Origin of the sequence: Trichocoleus sp. DQ-A1 (assembly GCF_039961955.1) — a bacterium.
Lineage (GTDB): Bacteria > Cyanobacteriota > Cyanobacteriia > Cyanobacteriales > FACHB-T130 > FACHB-T130.
This window is the reverse complement of record NZ_JAMPKE010000003.1, coordinates 47,798-68,138: the sequence shown is the minus strand read 5'-3', so window position 1 is coordinate 68,138 and position 20,341 is coordinate 47,798. Positions and strand designations below refer to the sequence as shown.

At 46.8% G+C, this 20,341-nt stretch carries 13 protein-coding genes; 7 read left to right on the top strand and 6 right to left on the bottom strand.

Translation table 11 applies throughout. The features are described 5' to 3' along the window. Nucleotide 1: 1 nt before the first annotated feature. Nucleotides 2–1,531 (top strand): C-3',4' desaturase CrtD, encoded by a 1,530-nt coding sequence (gene crtD, locus NDI33_RS04690; protein ID WP_190676905.1) that lies wholly within the window; start codon nucleotides 2–4, stop codon nucleotides 1,529–1,531. Between the two features lie 277 nt (nucleotides 1,532–1,808). Here crtD and NDI33_RS04685 read toward each other — a convergent pair whose 3' ends face one another. Beyond that, nucleotides 1,809–2,282: a DUF4383 domain-containing protein gene (locus tag NDI33_RS04685; protein ID WP_190414619.1), complete on the bottom strand. Its 474-nt coding sequence runs from the start codon at nucleotides 2,280–2,282 to the stop codon at nucleotides 1,809–1,811. A gap of 395 nt (nucleotides 2,283–2,677) precedes the next feature. Between NDI33_RS04685 and NDI33_RS04680 the strand changes: the two genes are divergently transcribed. From NDI33_RS04680 to NDI33_RS04670, 3 genes are all read left to right on the top strand, one after another. Further along, nucleotides 2,678–5,626 (top strand): PAS domain S-box protein, encoded by a 2,949-nt coding sequence (locus NDI33_RS04680; protein WP_348245620.1) that lies wholly within the window; start codon nucleotides 2,678–2,680, stop codon nucleotides 5,624–5,626. Beyond that, nucleotides 5,604–6,725 (top strand): response regulator, encoded by a 1,122-nt coding sequence (locus NDI33_RS04675; protein ID WP_190676901.1) that lies wholly within the window; start codon nucleotides 5,604–5,606, stop codon nucleotides 6,723–6,725. The genes NDI33_RS04680 and NDI33_RS04675 overlap by 23 nt, the downstream gene beginning before the upstream one ends. Before the next feature lie 563 nt (nucleotides 6,726–7,288). Then, nucleotides 7,289–10,720, top strand: a complete 3,432-nt coding sequence (locus NDI33_RS04670) for a hypothetical protein (protein ID WP_190676900.1) — start codon at nucleotides 7,289–7,291, stop codon at nucleotides 10,718–10,720. A 52-nt stretch (nucleotides 10,721–10,772) separates the two neighbouring features. Here NDI33_RS04670 and NDI33_RS04665 read toward each other — a convergent pair whose 3' ends face one another. Next, entirely contained in the window at nucleotides 10,773–13,034 is a 2,262-nt protein-coding gene (locus NDI33_RS04665; RefSeq protein ID WP_190676898.1) for a chromosome segregation ATPase, read from the bottom strand. 204 nt (nucleotides 13,035–13,238) lie between these two features. Further along, nucleotides 13,239–14,138 carry an Hsp33 family molecular chaperone HslO gene (gene hslO / locus NDI33_RS04660; protein ID WP_190414614.1) on the bottom strand — a complete coding sequence of 300 codons (900 nt, stop codon included), beginning with the start codon at nucleotides 14,136–14,138 and terminating at the stop codon, nucleotides 13,239–13,241. A gap of 427 nt (nucleotides 14,139–14,565) precedes the next feature. Here hslO and NDI33_RS04655 point away from each other — a divergent pair, with 427 nt between their 5' ends. Then, on the top strand, nucleotides 14,566–14,949 hold the full coding sequence (locus NDI33_RS04655; RefSeq protein ID WP_190414613.1) for a hypothetical protein: 384 nt from the start codon (nucleotides 14,566–14,568) through the stop codon (nucleotides 14,947–14,949). Nucleotides 14,950–15,215: 266 nt separating this feature from the next. Here NDI33_RS04655 and NDI33_RS04650 read toward each other — a convergent pair whose 3' ends face one another. From NDI33_RS04650 to hisD, 3 genes are all read right to left on the bottom strand, one after another. Beyond that, nucleotides 15,216–16,160, bottom strand: coding sequence for a DUF928 domain-containing protein (locus NDI33_RS04650; protein ID WP_190676896.1), 945 nt, complete (start codon nucleotides 16,158–16,160; stop codon nucleotides 15,216–15,218). A 695-nt stretch (nucleotides 16,161–16,855) separates the two neighbouring features. Continuing rightward, a complete protein-coding gene (locus tag NDI33_RS04645; protein ID WP_190425168.1) occupies nucleotides 16,856–17,281 on the bottom strand; it encodes a universal stress protein in 426 nt (141 codons plus the stop codon). Nucleotides 17,282–17,300: 19 nt separating this feature from the next. Beyond that, entirely contained in the window at nucleotides 17,301–18,608 is a 1,308-nt protein-coding gene (gene hisD, locus NDI33_RS04640; RefSeq protein WP_190676894.1) for a histidinol dehydrogenase, read from the bottom strand. 204 nt (nucleotides 18,609–18,812) lie between these two features. On the opposite strand from hisD, the gene rpsT reads away from it, so the two are divergent. Continuing rightward, on the top strand, nucleotides 18,813–19,145 hold the full coding sequence (gene rpsT, locus NDI33_RS04635) for a 30S ribosomal protein S20 (protein ID WP_190425173.1): 333 nt from the start codon (nucleotides 18,813–18,815) through the stop codon (nucleotides 19,143–19,145). Nucleotides 19,146–19,259: 114 nt separating this feature from the next. Then, complete coding sequence (locus NDI33_RS04630) at nucleotides 19,260–20,060, top strand: YchF/TatD family DNA exonuclease (RefSeq protein WP_190438189.1); 801 nt, start codon at nucleotides 19,260–19,262, stop codon at nucleotides 20,058–20,060. Nucleotides 20,061–20,341: the final 281 nt, after the last annotated feature.

Here is a 20,341-nt window from a genome sequence, read left to right as displayed (position 1 = left end):
CATGCCAAGCTGTCATGTTGTCGTTATCGGTGCTGGAATTGGTGGTCTCACGGCTGGGGCATTACTCGCTCGTCGAGGCTACTCAGTCTTAGTTTTGGATCAAGCTCTGGTGCCTGGGGGATGTGCTTCCACGTTCAAACGCAAAGGATTTACCTTTGATGTGGGAGCGACTCAGGTGGCTGGACTGGAACCGGGGGGGATTCATCACCGGATTTTTCAGGAACTAGAAATTGAAATCCCAGCAGCGACGCCTTGCGATCCAGCTTGTGCCGTGTATCTACCGGGAGAAACCGAACCGATTAACGTCTGGCGCGACCCCCAAAAGTGGCAGGCGGAGCGAATTCGGCAGTTTCCCGGAAGCGAACCATTTTGGCAACTATTGGCGACTTTATTCCGAGCCAGCTTTGCTTTTCAATCGCGCGATCCGGTGCTACCGCCGCGAAATTTGTGGGACTTATGGCAGATGGTATCGGCGGTTCGTCCCGATACCTTGATTACTTTGCCTTACACTTTTTTGACAGTGGGGGACGCTTTGCGGGGATATGGATTGGGGGATAATCAGCGTCTGAGGACGTTTCTCGATTTGCAGCTCAAGCTTTATTCTCAGGTAGATGCTGAAGAAACGGCTCTGCTCTATGCAGCAACAGCTTTGAGTGTTTCCCAGGAGCCGCAGGGACTCTTTCATCTTCAAGGCAGTATGCAGGTGTTGAGCGATCGCCTAGTCTCCTCTTTAGAGAGAGATGGTGGCAAGCTGTTGATGCGCCACACAGTTGAACGTATCCACACCACAAATGGCAAAGCCACTGGTGTCGTCATTCGCAATCAAAAAACCGGCGTTGTCTGGACGGAACCCGCCGACCATGTTGTTGCCAATGTTACCGCCCAAAATTTGGTGCAACTTTTGGAAGCAGAGACACCAGAGGGAATTCCTAGTTCGCAACCCAAAACCCAAAATCGCTATCGTCGTCGAGTCGATAAACTTCCCCCATCGTCGGGAGCATTTGTGGTGTATCTCGGTGTCGATCGAAGTGCGGTTCCCTCAGGATGTCCGCCTCATTTGCAGTTTCTCTACGATTATGACGGCCCGATTGGAGAAAATAACTCCCTATTTGTCTCAGTGAGCCACCCTAAAGATGGTCGCGCCCCAGAAGGTAAAGCAACTATCATTGCGTCTTCCTTCGTTGACACTCGGAATTGGTGGCAATCGGAAGATTATGAACAGCGAAAGCAACAATATACCGAGGAAGCGATCGCCCGCCTGAGTCAATTTTTTCACTTGACACCAGAAACCATCGTTCATCAAGAAGCCGCTACACCCCGCACCTTTGCCCGCTTCACAGCACGCGATCGCGGTATTGTTGGCGGAATTGGTCAGCGAGTTTCTACCTTTGGCCCCTTTGGCTTTGCCAATCGCACACCTGTTAATCATTTGTGGCTAGTAGGAGATTCCACCCATCCCGGCGAAGGAACCGCAGGCGTCAGCTACTCCGCTCTCACCGTGGTGCGCCAAATCGAAAATACCAAGAATTGATTCAGATGCAAGTGTTAAAAATATAGCAATCCTATTTGAGTTGTGAGCCAGCCTTTCAGATCCCCGACTTCTTTCTCGAAGTCGGGGATCTCGCGTTTACGAATCATTTAGGACTGGATCTAAGTGTTATTAATATGCGCGGTAATTCCGTTTAAAGCTTACAGAAAACCAGAATACCTCGGCTAAGGTAAAGGCATACTGATTTTCTGTAAGGCAATCAGCGACGTAAAACTCAATCGGATTCGACAATCGACCCGCTATTAAACGCTACCCTTTTTTAGCCCTCGTTACGAGTACCGCCCTGTTGTGGCGTGCTTAGTTCCAACAAATCCGGTGTAGCAAAAAAGCCAAAGTACACTGCGATCGCGGCGGTGACTGCATGAAGCCAGACATCGTTGCCAAAGATTGGGATCAAGCCCAAGGTTGACTGGGTAGCCGGAAAAAGCCCCATTAGCGTTAGCACCCCATAGAAAATTCCCAAAACTCCACTATAGAGACGAGAACTGTCTAAGGCGATGGATGCAAAAATTCCCAGAAGTCCTACGACAAGGTGAACAACATTATGTAAGACATTGATGGGGAATAACCCCAGTAAGTAACCGTATCCACTTGTGTATCCAAGACCCGCCATATCAGGCGTAACCGTAGGCGCTTTCACAAAGGCGGGAATAAATCCCATTACACCACAAAGGAAAAAGAAAATGCCGATAATTAACGCAAATTTTTGCGCTGGGTTCATGCCTTTCATCATTAAATTCCCGTACAAATTTGTATTTAATCTAAGCAGGATTATCAGCTCATTCGACTTTCCTAAGGAAGAGGTCTTGAATCTACCCAGAGAAAGGGTTTATGTTAAAGGCGAATGTAGCCGATCGTACAACTGTAGCCAACTTAGACTACCAACCTACACGGATCGCTTGGCTTGTCTTAATTTAAGTAAGTGTTTGTAAATTAGATTTGTAAATTCGATGAATACAAAGAGGCGCTGTTAGAAATTAATTAACGCAAATTAGATAGCAGTGTACCCTTCACTACAATTAGATAATTCTGGGTATTGAGGCGGTTAAGGTAGGTAAAAATATCACCACTGGCAACAATTAAACTTACTCCGAAGGTCAAAAGAATATGCGTAGATTGGGAAGACGAGTGAGATCCGTGCAGGCTGCGCTAAAACCACAATTAATCCGGCAACTCAAAGCTGAAAAAGCTAAACTACTGCACAAATATCATAATTTGCTGGCTAACCCATTGAGCGCAGACATTGTTGTTAATTCCCGCGATACCACCAAACGCAAAGCTGCCGAAGCTGCACTGAATCAAGCGAACGAATCCTTAGAAATTCGAGTCGAGGAACGTACCACTGCATTAACACAAACCAACAAGCAATTGCGGCAAGAAATTATCGAAGGCAAAAAAGCTTTGGATGCGTTGCGAGAAAGTGAAGAATGGTTCCGTTGTTTGAGTAGCTACTCGCCAGTGGGGATTTTTTTGGCAAATATGGAGGGGTGCTGCATCTACACAAATCTCCGCTGTCAAGCCATCTGTGGCTTCACCTTGGAGGAGAGTTTGCAAGAAGGGTGGTTGCAGTTTGTTCATCCAAGCGATCGCGATCGCGTCTTTGCAGATTGGTTAACACATACTCGTGAACGGAGAGAATACTCTGACGAGTTTCGCTTTCAAACTAAGGAAGGAATTGTGCGTTGGGTTCGCGTTCAGTCTTCACCGATGTTCTCCGATCGAGGAGAATTTATCGGTCATGTTGGAATTTTAGAAGACATTAGTGAAAGCCTGCGACACGCTACGCTACGCCAGCAAGCAGAGGAACAGCTAACACAGCAACGCAGCCAGCAGAAAGCCATCCTCGATAATATTCCCCATTTAGCTTGGTTAAAAGACAAAGAAAGCAGATTCATTGCCGTCAACGAAGCATTTGGCAAAGCCTGCGGACTCGAACCAGAAGACTTAATTGGGAAGACAGATTTAGATATTTGGCATCCAGATTTAGCCGAAAGATATCGAGAGGACGATCGAGAGGTGATGAAAATCGGCAAGCGCAAGCGTGTCGAAGAACCCGCAGTCTACCAAGAAGGAAAGATGCTATGGACAGAAACAATTAAAACCCCAATTTTTAATAACACCGGGGAGGTAATCGGAACAACCGGGATTGCAGTCGATATCACCGAGCGCAAGCAGTCAGAGGAAGCACTCCATCGCCGCGAACAAGAGTTTAAAGCACTGGCTGACAATTCCCCTGATATCATTTCCCGATTTGGCAAACAATTGCAACATTTATATGTCAATTCCGCTGTAGAACGAGCAATCGGAATATCCCCACAAATCTTTATCGGAAAAACTCATCCAGAGTTAGGAATCCAACCAGAAATTTATATTCCTTTTCAACAAATTCTTCAAGATGTGTTTACAACAGGTCAGCCACACGTTTTTGAAAGCAAGTCCTCAGTCAGCGGAAAATGCTATCAAGCTCGTATCGTCCCGGAATTTGCTTTAGATGGGTCAGTGGAGTCTGTGTTAAGTGTCGCTCGTGACATTACTGAGCAAAAGCAGACAGAGGAAGCGCTCCGGGATGCACTTCAGAGACTAAACTTTCATTTTGAAAACTCACCCCTAGCGGTCATAGAGTGGGATTGTAATTTTCGGGTGTCGCGTTGGTCGTCGGAAGCAGAAAAAATCTTCGGGTGGAAAGCGGAGGAAGTCATTGGCAAACATCCCGCTGAGTGGCAGTTTGTCTTTTCTGAAGACGTGCCAACTGTCGATAGCGTTATTCAGCGGCTAATCGATAGCAGCGAACAGCGTAATGTTTCCCGAAACCGCAATTACACCAAGGATGGTTCGGTTGTTTATTGCGAATGGTACAACTCGGCACTACTAGATAAATCGGGCAATTTAGTATCGGTGCTGTCTCTAACTCTGGATGTAACTAAGCGCAAACAGATGGAGGAAGCGTTGCGGGAAAGCGAAACCCGCTTCCGGATTATGGCTGACAACGTGCCTGCCTTGATTTGGATGTCAGACCTTAATTACAAGGGAACATTTTTCAACAAAGCTTGGTTAGATTTTACAGGACGCAGCCTTGAACAAGAACTGGGCAACGGTTGGTTAGAAAGTGTCCATCCTGATGATTTACGACGTTGTTTAGACACCTATAAATCAGCCTTCAATACTCGCCAACCAGTGCGAGTGGAATACCGCCTCAAGCGTGCAGATGGGAATTATCGCTGGGTTTTAGATACGGGGATTCCGCGCTTCACACCTGATGACAGCTTTGCGGGTTACATCGGCTCGTGCATAGATATTACGGAGCGCAAACAGGCAGAAGAAGAGATTTTGAATGCTTTGGCAAAAGAGAAAGAACTGAGCGAACTGAAATCTCGCTTTGTCTCTATGACTTCTCACGAGTTCCGCACGCCTTTAAGCATTATTCTGTCTTCTTCCGAATTACTAGAATATTATGGCGATCGCTGGACTCAAGAAGAAAGATTAGAACAACTTCATCTCATTCAATCCTCTGTTAACCACATGACCCATCTGTTAAATGATGTGCTGACATTAGGGAGAGCCGACGCAGCAAGATTAAACTTTAATCCGGCACCCCTTGACCTAATTGAATTTTGTCGGACAATTATTGCCGAAATACAACTTACCGCGAGCCGTGGGCATAAGATTATCTTTACCAGTCGATACCAATTTCTGAGTGTTGGTATGGATAGAATGTTGCTGCGACAAATTTTAAATAATTTGCTCTCGAACGCTATTAATTATTCACCAAATAACAGCAATATTTATTTTGAAGTTACTTCCCAAGACGGAGAGGCTATTTTGGAAATACAAGATGAAGGAATCGGGATTCCTCTAGCAGATCGCTCCCGATTGTTTGAACCGTTTCACCGGGGCACAAATGTTAGTAACATCAATGGTACGGGATTAGGACTGGCAATTGTTAAAAGGTGTGTAGACTTACATCAGGGTAGGATCGTATTAGCCAGTAAAATTGGGATTGGCACGACATTTAAAGTCGTTCTTCCTTTAAATAACAGATTGACGAGTCAGACCTGTGAAAAAGATTCTGGTGATTGAAGATGAGCCAGCAGTTAGAAGCAACCTTCTCAAACTCCTCAAGGCTGAGGAGTTTGATGCCATTGGTGCGGAAAACGGTTTGGTGGGAGTGCAGTTAGCGAGGGAACACGAACCCGATTTAATTATTTGTGATATCATGATGCCCAATTTTGATGGTTACAGCGTGCTAACTCAATTGCGCCAAGACCAGATAACGGCAATGATTCCGTTCATTTTTCTCACCGCTAAAACGGAGAGAGAAGACTTGCGCCAAGGGATGCAACTGGGAGCCGATGATTATCTGACGAAGCCGTTTACCAGAGCAGAATTGCTAGGCGCGATCGCTACTCGGCTAAAAAAACAAGAAGCTGTGACACTCCTGCAAGGGAAAATCCAAGAACTCCAGCAGCTCAATATTCAAAAAGATGATTTGCTTGCTAGAGCTTCTCACGATTTGCGAACCCCTCTAGCCAACATGAAGCTGATTATCCAAATGTTGGAAATCATTTCTAATGAAGAACAACAGCAACACTATAGAGCGCTATTAGAAGCTGAATGTATTCGGGAAATAGAGCTAGTTAATAATATCTTAGATTTGCATCGTTTAGGAGCGGAAAAAAAATTAATTTCTCCAGAAACTTTAATTCTAAAATACTGGCTTCCGACTTTAATTGAGCCATTTAAACCAGGAATAGCTCAGCGACAACAAATTTTTAATATTGATTGTTCTCCCGATCTTCCTCCACTGATTTCAGACCGGATTTGTCTGGAGCAAATATTAATAGAGTTGATTGGGAATGCTTGTAAATATACCCCATCTTTTGGTGAAATATCCATTAGTGTCTATGTGGGTTATTCAATAAATATTAATTTAAACTCAAATCCAAGAGTAAGCTTTGAAATTACCAATCAAGCAGAAATTTTAAATACAGAATTACCTCGAATTTTTGAAAAATTTTACCGCATTCCTAATGGTGATATCTGGAAAGAGGGAGGAAGTGGATTAGGGCTATATTTAGTGCAAAATTTGGTCGAAAAAATAGGAGGAACCATTCAGGCTCAAAGCACACAAGGATGGACTACATTTACCGTGCAACTACCCATTCAGACAAGTGCTTAAGTAGAAAAACGTAATTAAATACCAATTGACATAGGTACTAGGATATCGGTGATTTCTCCTTTCCTGGCTCACCCTGGAAGGTTTGTCATTACCTTAAGCATAAGGACATATTGCACCATTCGCAGGAAGCTGAGAGTCTGCTTTGAAATTCAGTCCAAAGCTCATAGCTTAAGTTCATTGAAATGGACTTAAATTTCTACTTAGTCTTCTAAGAGAAGACTTGTTTCTGTTAGCAAGGGGTTGGAACTACAGACAGGTAATGCGACTGGTGCAAAATGTGAGTTGAAACAGACTAATGTTAGAAAAATTCAGTTTTTAAACCATTCTCTGAGCAATTAGAAGGGAAATTTTATTCTCTGGCGGGATTGAAACAAAGCTCAAGTTTCAACACAAGTGGATAATGACACGACCTGGAAGGATAGGCAAATTAGAACTATTTGAGGCAAAAACTGCGATTCTGTGTAAGATGTAACAAAAATTCTACACAGCAATTTCTCTACTGCATAACAATAAGTAATAGTGGCTTCAGCCTGTTTTTTTCAGAAACAGCTACAGACAAGTTTATGTACGTCTATCGCACCTCCCAATTTAACCGAAAGACTCTGTGCTATGGTGTTCAGGCTCAAGTAGATAAATTATGCAACGAACTTGAGCCTTTGAGTATTGATGAGTCACAGGCACGTTTTGAGAGGGTTTATCCCTACTTAAAGCGGAGAGGGGAAAACAATTTACGCCTCATTGCCAGAATTCGACCCGTACAGGACGACCTGGTGCTATGTCTACTAGACATTTTTCTCCGTGGCTCTAAAGAATACAAAAAGTTCCTGCGAACCCCAGAAGAGTACGGCAAAAAGAATCTCGACTGCCAATTAGATGAGGAAGCGCTAACTGGTTGGCTTCAACAACAGCAACCGTCAGCCAGCAACGTGTCTTCAAGACGCGAACCGCTTCCAGACGATTTGCTTCCCTGGCTAGAACCTCCAGGCTGGGAGATAGAAAAGGATAAAGACTCTTGGGCAATCCTCTACGAAAGTGATGAGTGGATTGCCAAGTTCAAGAGTCCAGAAATCGGAGAAGACTGGGAAATTTACTATCAAATTATCTCTGGAATAGAAGAAAAATCGAGGAACGCTGAGAAAATTGCTGCATGGCCTGGTGTGTATTTGTGCGGTGAAAATAATTGCTATGTGCTATTTAGCCAACTTGAGACCGCCGATAAACCGCCTCGAAAAGTATTATTTCTCCTAGCATCTTTTGCTCATCGACCTTCTACAGAAGAAATAGCCCAAATAGGGGAGGCAACTAATTTATTTAATGGTTCTAAAAATGTTTTATCTAAGCCTTTAACGCTGGATGAACTCACTCCCTTTGCGCGACGGTCTTATCCGAGTTACTTAGTAACAGATCAACAAAGTTGGCTTGCAATTCAAAGAGGCGCAGAAGTAAATCTAGCTCTTTCAGCAGAAGAAGAGGCAATTCTTAACTCTGTGTCAACAACATCAGCACGGGGAAATAATTGTCTGCCGCTTTTCTTAAATGGGCGGGCGGGCAGCGGTAAATCTACTATGCTATTGTATTTGTTTGCAGATTATTGTTATCGAAAATATTATTACGAGCCGGGAAAAGAACTTCCTGGAAGGCCACTTTTTCTAACTTATAATAAGCGACTATTAGAGGTTGCGAAAGAGTTCGTGCGCTGTCTGCATACATTCCATCACCGCTTTGTTGCAGATCGAACAGAAGGTTCGGAAATCCCCGATGTCAGTGCCTTCTTTCAGCCGTTTGGGACATTTCTCTTAAACTTACTCCCTTTAGAAGCAGACGATGCGTCGCTGACTAACCGGATGAGCCAGCAACCTTACTCTGCGGGAAACCCTACCGGCTACCGGCATACACTCCAGGAACGTTTCGATTCTCAGAAATACATTTCTTTCCATCGCTTTCGACAGCTTTACCGAGACTCAAAGCTGCCACAAGCACAGGTGTATTCCCCAGAACTTTCCTGGCACGTTATTAGAACTTTCATCAAGGGGTACAGTCTCCGGTACATGACTCCAGAAGACTACCAGGATGAAGTGCCGACTCAGGAACGCACTGTTCCAGCCGCTCAGTTCCAAGAAATTTATAAAACCATCTGGGGACGTTGGTATAAGCGGCTAACAACCGAGCTAGGGTACTGGGACGATCAAGACTTGATTAGATTGGTGCTGGAACTCAAGTGTTACCGTGCTGAGTACACTGCTATTTTCTGCGATGAGGCGCAAGATTTTACGCGGCTGGAGCTTCAGTTAATTATGCGGCTGTCTGCATTCTCTCAGTGCGATCTGGGATACCAGCCTATGCGTAATTTGCCTTTTGCTTTTGCTGGAGATCCTTTCCAAACCTTGAACCCGACGGGATTTCGTTGGGAGAGCGTACAGGCAGCATTTTACAATGAAGCGATCGCAGCACTCGATCCCACACAGCGATTAAATCTGCGGATGAATTTCCCGGAGCTGAAGTCTAACTATCGCTCTTGTACTGCGGTGGTGCAAGTGATTAACCTAATCCAATTGTGTCGTCAGGTTCTGTTTAAAATTCCGGCACTTCAGCCGCAAACTGCCTGGAAACAAGGTCAATTTCCCACTCCACAAAAATTTATTATTGGTCGGAATATTCAAATTGAGCAACTCAAACGCTACCTGAGAGACACGATTATTATCGTGCCTTGTGAGGAAGGAGGAGAGCTTGCCTATGCTCAAAACGATGCGGTTCTTTCTCAAATTTTGGCAGAAATTCCAGAGTCAGAACCGCTCAAAAATGTATTGAGTGCTAGTGCAGTTAAAGGATTGGAATTTAAACGAGTCGTTCTCTACAAATTTGGCGAGGAATGTAACAAAGCCGTCTGGAATCTGGTCAATCGTCGGGAAGACTCAAAAGACCTTTTGGCAGATCGTTTATACGAATTTGAATTCTTCTTTAATAAACTCTACGTAGCTGCTTCCAGAGCCAAAGAACGTCTATTTGTTGTTGATTCTCAAATCGGAGACCAGCGGCTTTGGGGGGTCACAGAAACTTATTTAGAAGTGCTGTTACAGCAGTCACAAAACCCTGCTTGGCGAGAAAACGTTCAACCCATCCGTTTAGGAAAACCTGAAAGCGCACGGGATCTGCAAGAAGATGACTGGTACTCGATCGCACAGGAGTTCGAGAGTCGGGGAATGAACTCGGAAGATCCAGATTTCATGAGACGTGCCCGACAGTGTTACAGCGATCGCGCCTACGCTAAAAAAGCAGAAATTTGTGAAGCTTGGGCACTCAAATTTGAGCAGAAATTTAGCGAAGCTGGTCAACGTTTTCTTGTGCTTGGCAAAACAGAAGACGCTTGGGATTGTTTTTGGCAGGGGATGTGTTGGTCAGCATTGTTGAAGCAGTTTGACAAGGCTCCGCCAGGTCGGGAATCAGAGCGGCAAATTGCCCAATTTATGGACAAAAAATTGAGCCAACCTTCTTTAAAGGAGTTCACTCACTTCCTCCAATACTGCATCAAAAGCAACCAGTTGGAGATTCACCGCAACAGCCGACAGTGGAAACTAGCCTTGGAGGAATATGCGACGGGAATTGGGACTTTAATTGCCGGGACAAACCTCCACCCGAATGAGTGGCAGCGATTTGGAGAGGTTCTCGAAGCTTTAGGAGAAGGCTGGAATGGGATGCTCTACCGTGCGGGAACTTGTTTCTACCGCGCCAAGAACTATGAACGTGCCGCGCAATGTTGGGAACGGTGCGATTCTACTCAACAGCGTAAATATTATCTGGCAAAAGCTTCTGTTCTTGGTGTGCCAAATGGTTTGGAGTATTTAGAAAAAGCCGGGGAATCTGAGCAGATTGTTAAAGAGTGGAATCAGGCTGGCAGACCTCATACTCAATTGTGGTTAAAGTACGTTGCGCCAATACTAGAAAAAGGAAAAAGAAAGAGCGGTACGGCAACAAAGGCGAAACAGAAAAAGCGGTAATGAGCGATCGGTTTTTTAGATTTTGGCAAAACACCGAATAATCAACGAATGACTAAAAAGAGGGTGAGTTCTCCAGGGACTGAGGTTCTAGACTTTGTTTCCAACCTTGGATTGCCCGTTGAGCGTCGGTGTAGGCAGATGAACCATCGGGGATGTTTTGGGCGATCGCGATCGCTCTTTGTACATCATTCCGAGCCTGATCCTGTGCCATCGCCAACAGTTGATAGCTCCAGCGATTAATCACCTCTCTAGCTTCAGCACCGACTCGCGTCGAGTTACGCACCTGACGAGCCGTTTGAACTGCTTGCGCGATCGCTTCCGGTGTTCCTGGATTCGCTAACTGATAAGCGGACTGCAAAATCTCTTGCGATCGCAGTTCTGTCCGCCAACTTTTAATTTTTTCCTGAGCTTCACCGTAGAGCGCTCGTCCCGATCGAATTTGTCCCGCTGCGGTAATTGCCCCCGGAAGATTACCCGAACTCGCCAAAGCTTGCGCTTGATCCAAATAAGGCTGGTCTTGTACCCGCTCAATTCTGTCTTGCCACCGTCGGATTTTGCCTTGAGCTTCACCGTAGAGCGCTCGTCCCGCTTGAATCTGTCCCGCTGCGGCGATCGCGCCGGAAAGATCCCCTGCATTCGCTAAACCAGTCGCTTGATCCAAATAAGGCTGGTCTTGCATTCGCTCGATTTTGTCAGTCCACTGTCGGATTTTGCGCCTCGCTTCTGTATAAAGAGCGCGTCCTTGACCCACTTGACTCGCTTCGTTAATGGCTTCTTGCAGGGAACTCATATCCCCCAAACTTGCCAGTTGATCGGCGCGAGCGAGATAGGGACGATCTTCTACCGTCTCTATTTGACTCGTCCAGTTATTGACGAGAGATTTTGCTTCTGCGGAGCGGGGATTGGTGCTGGGAACCAGTTGTGCTTCCGCGATCGCTGCGCTTAAGTCACCGACCGTTCCGCCTTTTGCCAGTTCCCGCGCCCGATCTAAATGGGCGACATCTTCAATTTCTCGCTGCCAGCGAACAATCAAATCCTGGGCTTTATCGTATAGAGGGCGTCCTGGATTTAGTTTTTGGGCAAGGGCGATCGCATCTTCCAAATCTGAAACCGTTCCCTTCTGAGCGCGAGACTGGGCACTTGCCAAGTCGTTCAAATCTTGCGCTTCGCTTTGTAAATTCAGGCTTTCAGGAATTTTACTGGTAATGAGGATGACCGTTTGCCAGTCTTTTCGATCGAGTGCCTCTTGAGCCATATCGATTAATTTGCGCCCAAATTCTGTCACCGCGCCTTGAGCTTCCTTGTATGCCAAACTGCTGGGCGGAATTGCTTGTGCCAGTTTGATCGCCTCCAACAGATTATCTAATCCTCCGCTCTTAGAAAGTTGGAACGCTTTATCCAACTTGGCGCTTTCTTCCCGCGCCGACTGAATTAGATTCACCAGTTGGTCGTACTTGGTTGTTGCCCAGTAGTTATTGCCGATATAGACCAGTTGCACCGCATCGCGAAAAGCCTGAGTCCAGTTAGACTCGCGCACCTCGTCCTCGGCTTTTTTGTAAAGGCCTTCTGCCTTCGACCAGATGGATTGCCAGCGATTTACGCGCTCATCCACCAACTTGTACGCTGGTACGCCCGTAGGGATTTTGCGAGCCATTGCGATCGCTTCGGACAATTGACCCGCTTGGAAGGATTCCTCTCCCAATTTCAAAATCTCCCGCGACCACTCTTCCAGATGCTTGTCAATTTCTGGGCGTAGCGGGTGATCTTCTGGCAAACCGTTCACCAGCGCGATCGCTTCTAGCAAATCTTTTGCCGTCTGCTTAGAAGCTGCTATCTGAGCGCAGCTGAGGCGCAGCGATGCCGAAGCCGTAGGCCAAAAAATGGCTGGGCAGTTGGGAAGCGCTGGCAGGTTAAACAACAGCGCTACCGCTGTAAAACCCAGCCCCCCAGAGAGCAGCACCACCAAGATGCCCCAGAATGCCCAGCTAGTCGGCAAGCGTAAAAAACGTTTAGGTCGAGGTGGCTTGGGTGCTTCTGACGGAGAGTTCGGCAGTGTAGCCGGAATTTGCTGACCCCCCTCTGCTGGTGCAGTACTACCCGCCGGACGCTGAGGACGATCCGTTGGTGGAGGAAGTGGCTGTTTCCCCGGACGCGGTGCTTTTCTGGGGACGGGCTGAGAAGAGTTCTCGCTCGTGTGTGGTTTGCGATCGCTCGGACGCCCAGACGCAGGCACTCGTTTTTGGGATGTCCACCCAGCCGAATTTGAAGACTTGCCGCTCCGCCCGCCATCTGGAATTTCGGGATTTCTAGTCATAGCTTATTCACACCACAACGCGCTTCGCCTGGGACGAATGCTTTTTAGCACAGGCAGTAGTTGCAATCCTACTCCCCTCAGCCGCAAAAAGCTATATTCTCATCCAGAAGTCAAAATCTATAATTCATCATTCACAAGGAAATTTTCAATTCAGCTACAGAATCTAGAATTTTTTCTTACCTTGTGACTTCTAACTTCTGATTCCTAAACAGACTCGGCACGTAAATCCTCAATTAGCGCCGCCAATTCGTCACTGCTGGCGTTGTAAACCTCTCCACAAAAATGGCAAGTCGCTTCGGCACCATCATCTTTTTCAATCATGTCTTGCAGTTCGGCTTCGCCTAGCATCTTCAAAGCACCCAAGACACGGCTCATCGAGCAACCACAGTGAAATTGCAGCATCTGGACTTCTGGTAGGATGACCAGACCCATATCTCCTAGTAGTTGTTCCAAAATCTCCGGCAACGTCTTGCCTGCCTGTAACAAGGGTGTAAAGCCCGCCAGTGCTTCCATTCGAGATTCCAAAAGTTGCACTAAGCTCTCGTCGCTCGCCGCCTTGGGCAGGACTTGCACCAGTAACCCACCAGAAGCCCGGACTGTACCCGCTTCTATAAATACACCCACCGCTAGCGCTGAGGGCGTTTGTTCGGAAGTCACCAGATAGTGGGCAACGTCATCCCCAATTTCACCCGACACCAGCTCAACGGTACTCGAATACGGGTAGCCGTATCCCACATCGCGCACGACATAGAGGTATCCCTCCCGACCGATTGCTCCCCCGACATCTAGTTTTCCTTTGGCATTTGGGGGCAGTTCCACGCTTGGGTTATCTACATACCCTCGTGCGGTTCCGTCCAATCCGGCGTCAACGAGAAGCCCGCCGAGTGGCCCATTTCCTTTTATGCGAATGTTGACCCTTGACCCCTCTCGCTTCATGCTAGAGGCAAGTAATAGCCCAGATGACAGGGTGCGTCCCAGTGCAGCGGTTGCCACGTATGAAAGATTATGACGCTGTCTGGCTTCTTGTGTGAGGCGTGTGGTAATGACCCCAACGGCGCGAATTCCACCCTCTGCCGCCGTGGCACGGATTAACTGATCAGCCATGAAAAGACCTTACATTTCTTAACACACTATACTTTTATTGTAGGCATGGCAGTTAATAGTGAGGTGGTATTTGCGGTGCTAATTATCAGAACCGCCAAAAACAGCTAGTTTTTCAAATAAGAGATAAGAACCTGAATCTTCTATCAGGCACAGATGGATAAACAGGCTAAAAATAAGGATTGAAATATAATTAACATTTTTAAAAATCATTTTTTATGTTGTTTTAGCTAATTTAAAAACAGATATTATATTAAAATTATTCTTTTGTTGTTGATGCAAATCTAAATTTAGAGTATGCATGATAATTCTTAGCTGCCAGGACTATTTAGCCGCTACTCTCAAGAAAAACGATTACATTAAGATTAGGAACAGTAAATAGAAACTTCTGTACCAGTAACAACTAATAACAAAGAAACCGCAACTGTTTATGCTAGGAAACTTTCAACAAAGCCATCTTAGAATAGAAGTAAATTCCCCCGCAGCAGCCATCGGCGACAGTCTGCTTCGCCCCAGCCAGCAAAGCCAGTGGTTGTGGCCCCTGCGCCTTTCCGCAGGGCTACCGGAACAACTGTCTGAGGGGTTAATTTACACCAGTTGGGTGGGGCCAGTGGCGATACAACACCAAGTGGAAGTGGCTCAACCCAACTGTCTGCGCCTGCTCTTGAGTCAAGGAATTGACGGTTATCACGAGTGGTACTGGGGAGAACATTGGGTACAGTCACGTCTAGAAGGAGTATCTCTACTGTCGCTGAGTTTGGGGCAAACACTCAGTTTGCTGCGCTTGCGAGAATTTCTAGCATCCCGATCTTAGAACTGAGGGCTGAGGGATGAGGACTGAGGACTGAGGGCTGAAGGGTGGCTAGAAGAACGATTTTCATGTTTGGGAATCGCGCGATCGCTATTAAAGACTAACGCGAACACAAACTGAGTAAGAGAGACAGAGAAGGTAGATTCTTCAGTGGCTTATTTGCAAATACTTTTGCTTTCACTCTGTGGAACAAAAGAAACCCGTTTTCTGGTAGAAAACGGGTTTTTATTCAGACAGAGACAATTTTAAATTTATGTTGGATGACCTAGCTACTGCCTTACCAACCGTTGTTGTTCTTGCTCTTTCACCTCTGTCAGTCCAATTTGCTCTAAGAGCGATAGAAACTCCTGGCGGATTAACCGATCCTTGGGGGAAGTAGCATGGGCGGCTAAAATTACGCCTAGAGTGTCATACCAGTATGCCGATCGAGCATAGATTGCTGCCTTGCCAATCTGCGATCGCGCAGCTGCCAGTTGTTTCTCTAGAGCAGGTGTTGCGGGTACGTGCTTAATCCAGCCTTGAGCAATCTGATCTTCAGAACGTCGTTTCGGATTGCACTTCAGAGTGACTGTCCATAGATATTCCCGTCCTGGAACCAGTTCTGGCAACTCTTTAGACATCTGGAGTTGATTAATCCCCGCCTTGGGTGTTTGAATTGTTTGCTCAATAATTGGCTTAGATACTCCTGGCTCAACCAGTGTAAAAGCAAGCGGTACCGATTGGTTGCCCGACAAGTACCAGTAAAAGATGGGATGACCTGATGCAGTCAATCCGGTATGAGTCGTAGGAGCCAACAAAGTCACAGATGTAGGCTGAGACTCAGAGCATTCTATTGGCGATTCGTCAACGCCTCTGGTACCGCCTCTGGGAATCATTCCATCATCGGGTGGCTGATAACGAACTCGCGTTCCCGTTCCAATGGTGCCTCCGGGAGCACCCACATCACCCGGCTCGTAACCAGAACCTGTTGGCGTTTTCGGCACAACATCTGCATAAGCGGTTGAGCTAAACCCTAAATCAATTGATAGGCGGCTCAATAGAGAATTGAGGGGAAATTCTATTAAACCGAGAAACTGTATCAAAAGCAGTGATGCACTTCCTGCTACCTTCGTCCCTAATTTACGGGAAATCACCATAAATCTACAAATGATGTAATGCCAATAAATTTTTAGACGACCATTTGGCGATCGCAGTTTCCAGATCCCGTACTGCAATCCGGGTATTTGTTGTAATTTTTATTACTCTATCAAAACTTGATAAACTTCGGTCTACTGTTCGCACTCTTTGAGCATGACGCTACCGAGCCTATTTGTCGGAAATTTGCCCCGAATAGGCTGGGTGAGTTTATTCATTCATTAAAAAGCCAGTACAGAATGCTACAGTCTCAACTCATCGCTCAGTTTGCACTCAGTTTTGCAAGGTTCTCAGCTTCTTGATTACGCAATTAGCCTACTATTCAGCCAATCTCAACTAGAATAGTTATTCTACTTTACTAGAAGTTATTAGGGACTAGGAATTAGAAAAAGTTCCTCTAAGCATGAAATTAATGCTGAATCCAGCACTCCAAACTAGGTTGAAGAGACACGTTTATAGACGGCTTTCAGTATGTAATTCCTGGCTTAGAACACTTCTTTCAATCAGAACCGAAACCAGTTACTTTCAACTTCATCTAAAGAAAAAGCAAAGGGTAAGGCTGACCTCAAGGATAATTCAGGCTCTCAAAATCGAGAATCTGAGCCTGAATAATTCTCTTAATTAGCATTTCCTAGATCCAAGGAATGGAATTTGCGGCTAAATAAAAAAAGTCCGCGCAGGCGGACTAAGAATAATCAATCATTCTAAAACCTGGGTAGGCAGGTTTTGTCTGTATAGCCGCGAATTCTATTCGCCAGGGCTTCTTTTTTAATTTTTATGCCTGCTTCACCACCAGCACGGAACAAGGGGCATCAGCAACAACTTGGCTGCTGACAGAACCCTCTATAATTCGCTTCAAACCCGTTAAACCCCGACTGCCAATCACAATCAAGTCAGCTTGATAAATATTCGCAAGTCGGATTATTTCTTCAGCGGGGTCGCCAGAAACGATTTCTAATTCGCTGTGGCAAGGTAAAGCTGCCTGATAAGATTCCATCTGCTTTTCAATCTGCCGATAGGGCAGATCCTCCGAAGAGGCATGGGGCTTATCAACAGCAATTTCCACCTCAGACCCCGACGAAGGAATCACATGGGAAAGGATGATTTTGGTCGTTGGCTGTAGTTGGAGTTCTTCCAGGGACTGAATCACTCCCTCCGAAAGCTCTGAACTGTCGAGAGCCACCAGAATAATTTTTAGCACCCCAAAATCTCCTTTTTCGTTATTCGTCAGACCTCTTCTCGATTCGCAGCCGCACGGAGTCAGCGTGGGAAGTCAAACCCTCGGCTTGGGCAAGAATCTGGATAGCGTTGCCAAGCTTCTGGAGCGCTGTCGGCGAGTACTGAATCAAACTGGAGTGTTTCAGAAACGTTTCAACTCCCAGTGCTGAAGCGTAACGGGCAGCGCCAGAGGTAGGTAGCGTGTGATTCGGCCCTGCTAAGTAGTCTCCCACAGCTTCGGGCGTTGAGGAACCCAAGAATATAGCACCCGCGTGGCGAATTTTTTCCAGCAGATCCCAGGGTTCTTGGACTTCCAGTTCCAAGTGTTCGGGGGCAAACTCGTTGGAGAGTTCGGCAGCAACCAACAGAGAGTCAACCACCACAATCAAACCGTAATGAGCGATCGCTTTCTCTGTCAGTAGCCGTCGCGGATGATCTTCCAATTGACGTTCTACTTCTAGCTGTACTTTCTTCGCCAACCCAGCTTCTGTTGTCAGGAGAATTGCTGCTGCCATCGGATCGTGTTCCGCTTGCGCCAACATATCTGCCGCCACATAGACGGGATTGGCGTTTTCATCGGCAATAATCAGTACCTCAGAAGGTCCAGCCAGCGAGTCAATCCCCACGGTGCCGTAAACGAGCTTTTTCGCCAGGGTCACGTAAATATTACCGGGACCAGTGATGACATCTACCTTAGGAATGGTTTCGGTGCCATAAGCCAAAGCCGCGATCGCTTGAGCGCCCCCAATCCGATAAATTTCCTGCACCCCAGCTTCCTGGGCTGCCACTAGCACCGCGGCATTAATCGTTTTTTCTTGCCCTGGTGGCGTCACCATGACAATTCTCGGCACACCCGCTACCTTCGCAGGGATGGCGTTCATTAATACCGTACTTGGATAGGACGCTCGACCGCCAGGAACGTAAAGCCCTGCTCGATCTACCGGCGTGTAACGCTTCCCCAAAACAATCTCATCGTCCCCAAATTGAACCCAAGATTTCGGGACGCGCTGCCGGTGGAATGCTTCTATTTGTTGACGTGCCAGTTGAATCGCGTTGAGTAACTCCTGGGACACCTGTTGATAGGCAGCATCCAGTTCTGAGCCACTAACGCGCAGATGTTCGGAATTCAAAGTTTGTCGATCGAATTCAGCCGTGTAGTGCAGCAGAGCTTTGTCACCCTGGCGCTTCACAGCCTGTAAGACTTCCCGAACAGTTGCCTCTTTATGAACAATCTGGTCGTCATGGGTGCGATCGCAGATACGCCGCAGTTCAGTTCTTGCCTCAGATACCTGAGTAATGATTCGCAGCATGGAGTCGGAATCACCATCTAGGAATTACCCGCCTGAGTTCAGGTATATCACTATCCTCATCTCAAGGGATGAGACAGCCTATTCCCTGTACTCGTTTCTATAGCTTAACCTGGATTTTTCAAGGGATCGCTATAATTTATGGAGAGATGGTATATTAATCTATCTAGTTCTGTTTGTTAACTGTACAGAGTTTTCTTCAAGACTGTGGCCAATACTAAGTCAGCCCTAAAGCGAGTCCAAGTAGCCGAACGCAACCGGCTGCGTAACAAGACCTATAAATCAGCCGTAAAAACGCTGATGAAGAGTTATCTTGCAGCCGTCCAAACCCACGCAGCCAACCCCACTGCGGAATCGCTGCAAGAAGTACAGCGGCGGATGTCAGAGGTCTACAGCAAGATTGACAAAGCGGTAAAGCGGGGGGTGTTGCATACCAACAACGGTGCCCGGAAAAAATCCAATCTCGCTAAGGCGCTCAAACGCGCGCAGCCCCAGCCAGAAACTTCAACCCCGGCTTCGTCCGATGCTTCTGCTTCCTAGCTGCTAGCCGCTCGTCAGTAGTCAGCAGTCAGTTGTTTATCGAAAGCGGTGGTAGGTAGAATTCCCACTACCCGTTACCCACTACCCAATGCTTGATGACCAATGACTGAACAGATACAGTTGTTCGATACCCACGTCCATATAAACTTCGATCTCTTCCAGTCCGATCTGGAAGAAATTAAAGCTCGGTGGCGCGAAGCGGGGATCGTTCGGCTAGTGCATTCGTGCGTGGAACCTACGGAGTTTTCAAGCATTCAATCACTGGCAAACCGATTTCCAGAACTTTACTTCGCCGTGGGGTTACATCCCCTCGATACCGAGAAGTGGGCATCAGAAACTGCCGAACAAATTCGTTCGCTGGCGAGTTCTGACCAGCGAGTGGTAGCAATTGGCGAAATGGGTCTGGATTTTTATAAAGCGGAAGATAGGGAGCGGCAAATAGAAGTATTTGAAGCACAGCTAGCGATCGCGCAGCAACTTGATTTGCCTGTAATTATTCATTGCCGAGATGCTGCTGCGACCATGCACGAACTGTTGCAAGATTTCTGGAAGCGCACGGGTCCTGTGCGGGGCGTCATGCACTGCTGGGGGGGTACTCCGGAAGAAATGCAATGGTTCTTGGATTTGGGTTTCTATATTAGTATCAGCGGCATCGTAACGTTTAAAAACGCCACTCAAGTTCAGGAATCGGCGAGGAGAATCCCCAGCGATCGCCTCCTAATTGAAACCGACTGCCCCTTCCTCGCACCCGTTCCCAAGCGTGGCAAACGTAACGAACCTTCCTACGTCCGATATGTCGCCGAGTGTGTTGCCCATTTGAGGGGTGTCTCTTTAGAGACTCTAGCCACGCAAACCACCCAGAATGCCTGTAATCTGTTTCGACTTTCCGTACCTCAGCCTTGTGCTGCGATTTAGTGCCCAATTGTAAGGGCTCTTATCCATGCCGCGTGCCGCGTACCGTACCCGTTCTGAGTGCTGTAGACACTGGAAAGGCAGGGAGAACCACGACAGAGACATCCATCCCCCGAAGGCAATAACTTTTGGTGGAAAATCTCTTTTCTCCCTTCTGGGTTTCATTACCCCAATTTAGAGGTAGGTGTCAACAAAGAAAGTCAATTTGCGACATAATATTTAAAAGACCCTCTATGAACAGAATTCTTGCGAGCAAACTGGGATGGCTGCCTGCTCCACCTAAA

Bases quoted from the DNA above. Each gene is read 5' to 3' on its own strand.
- crtD (WP_190676905.1), top strand. From the start codon at position 2: ATGCCAAGCTGTCATGTTGTCGTTATCGGTGCTGGAATTGGTGGTCTC.
- NDI33_RS04685 (WP_190414619.1), bottom strand. From the start codon at position 2,282: ATGATGAAAGGCATGAACCCAGCGCAAAAATTTGCGTTAATTATCGGC.
- NDI33_RS04670 (WP_190676900.1), top strand. From the start codon at position 7,289: ATGTACGTCTATCGCACCTCCCAATTTAACCGAAAGACTCTGTGCTAT.
- NDI33_RS04665 (WP_190676898.1), bottom strand. From the start codon at position 13,034: ATGACTAGAAATCCCGAAATTCCAGATGGCGGGCGGAGCGGCAAGTCT.
- hslO (WP_190414614.1), bottom strand. From the start codon at position 14,138: ATGGCTGATCAGTTAATCCGTGCCACGGCGGCAGAGGGTGGAATTCGC.
- NDI33_RS04655 (WP_190414613.1), top strand. From the start codon at position 14,566: ATGCTAGGAAACTTTCAACAAAGCCATCTTAGAATAGAAGTAAATTCC.
- hisD (WP_190676894.1), bottom strand. From the start codon at position 18,608: ATGCTGCGAATCATTACTCAGGTATCTGAGGCAAGAACTGAACTGCGG.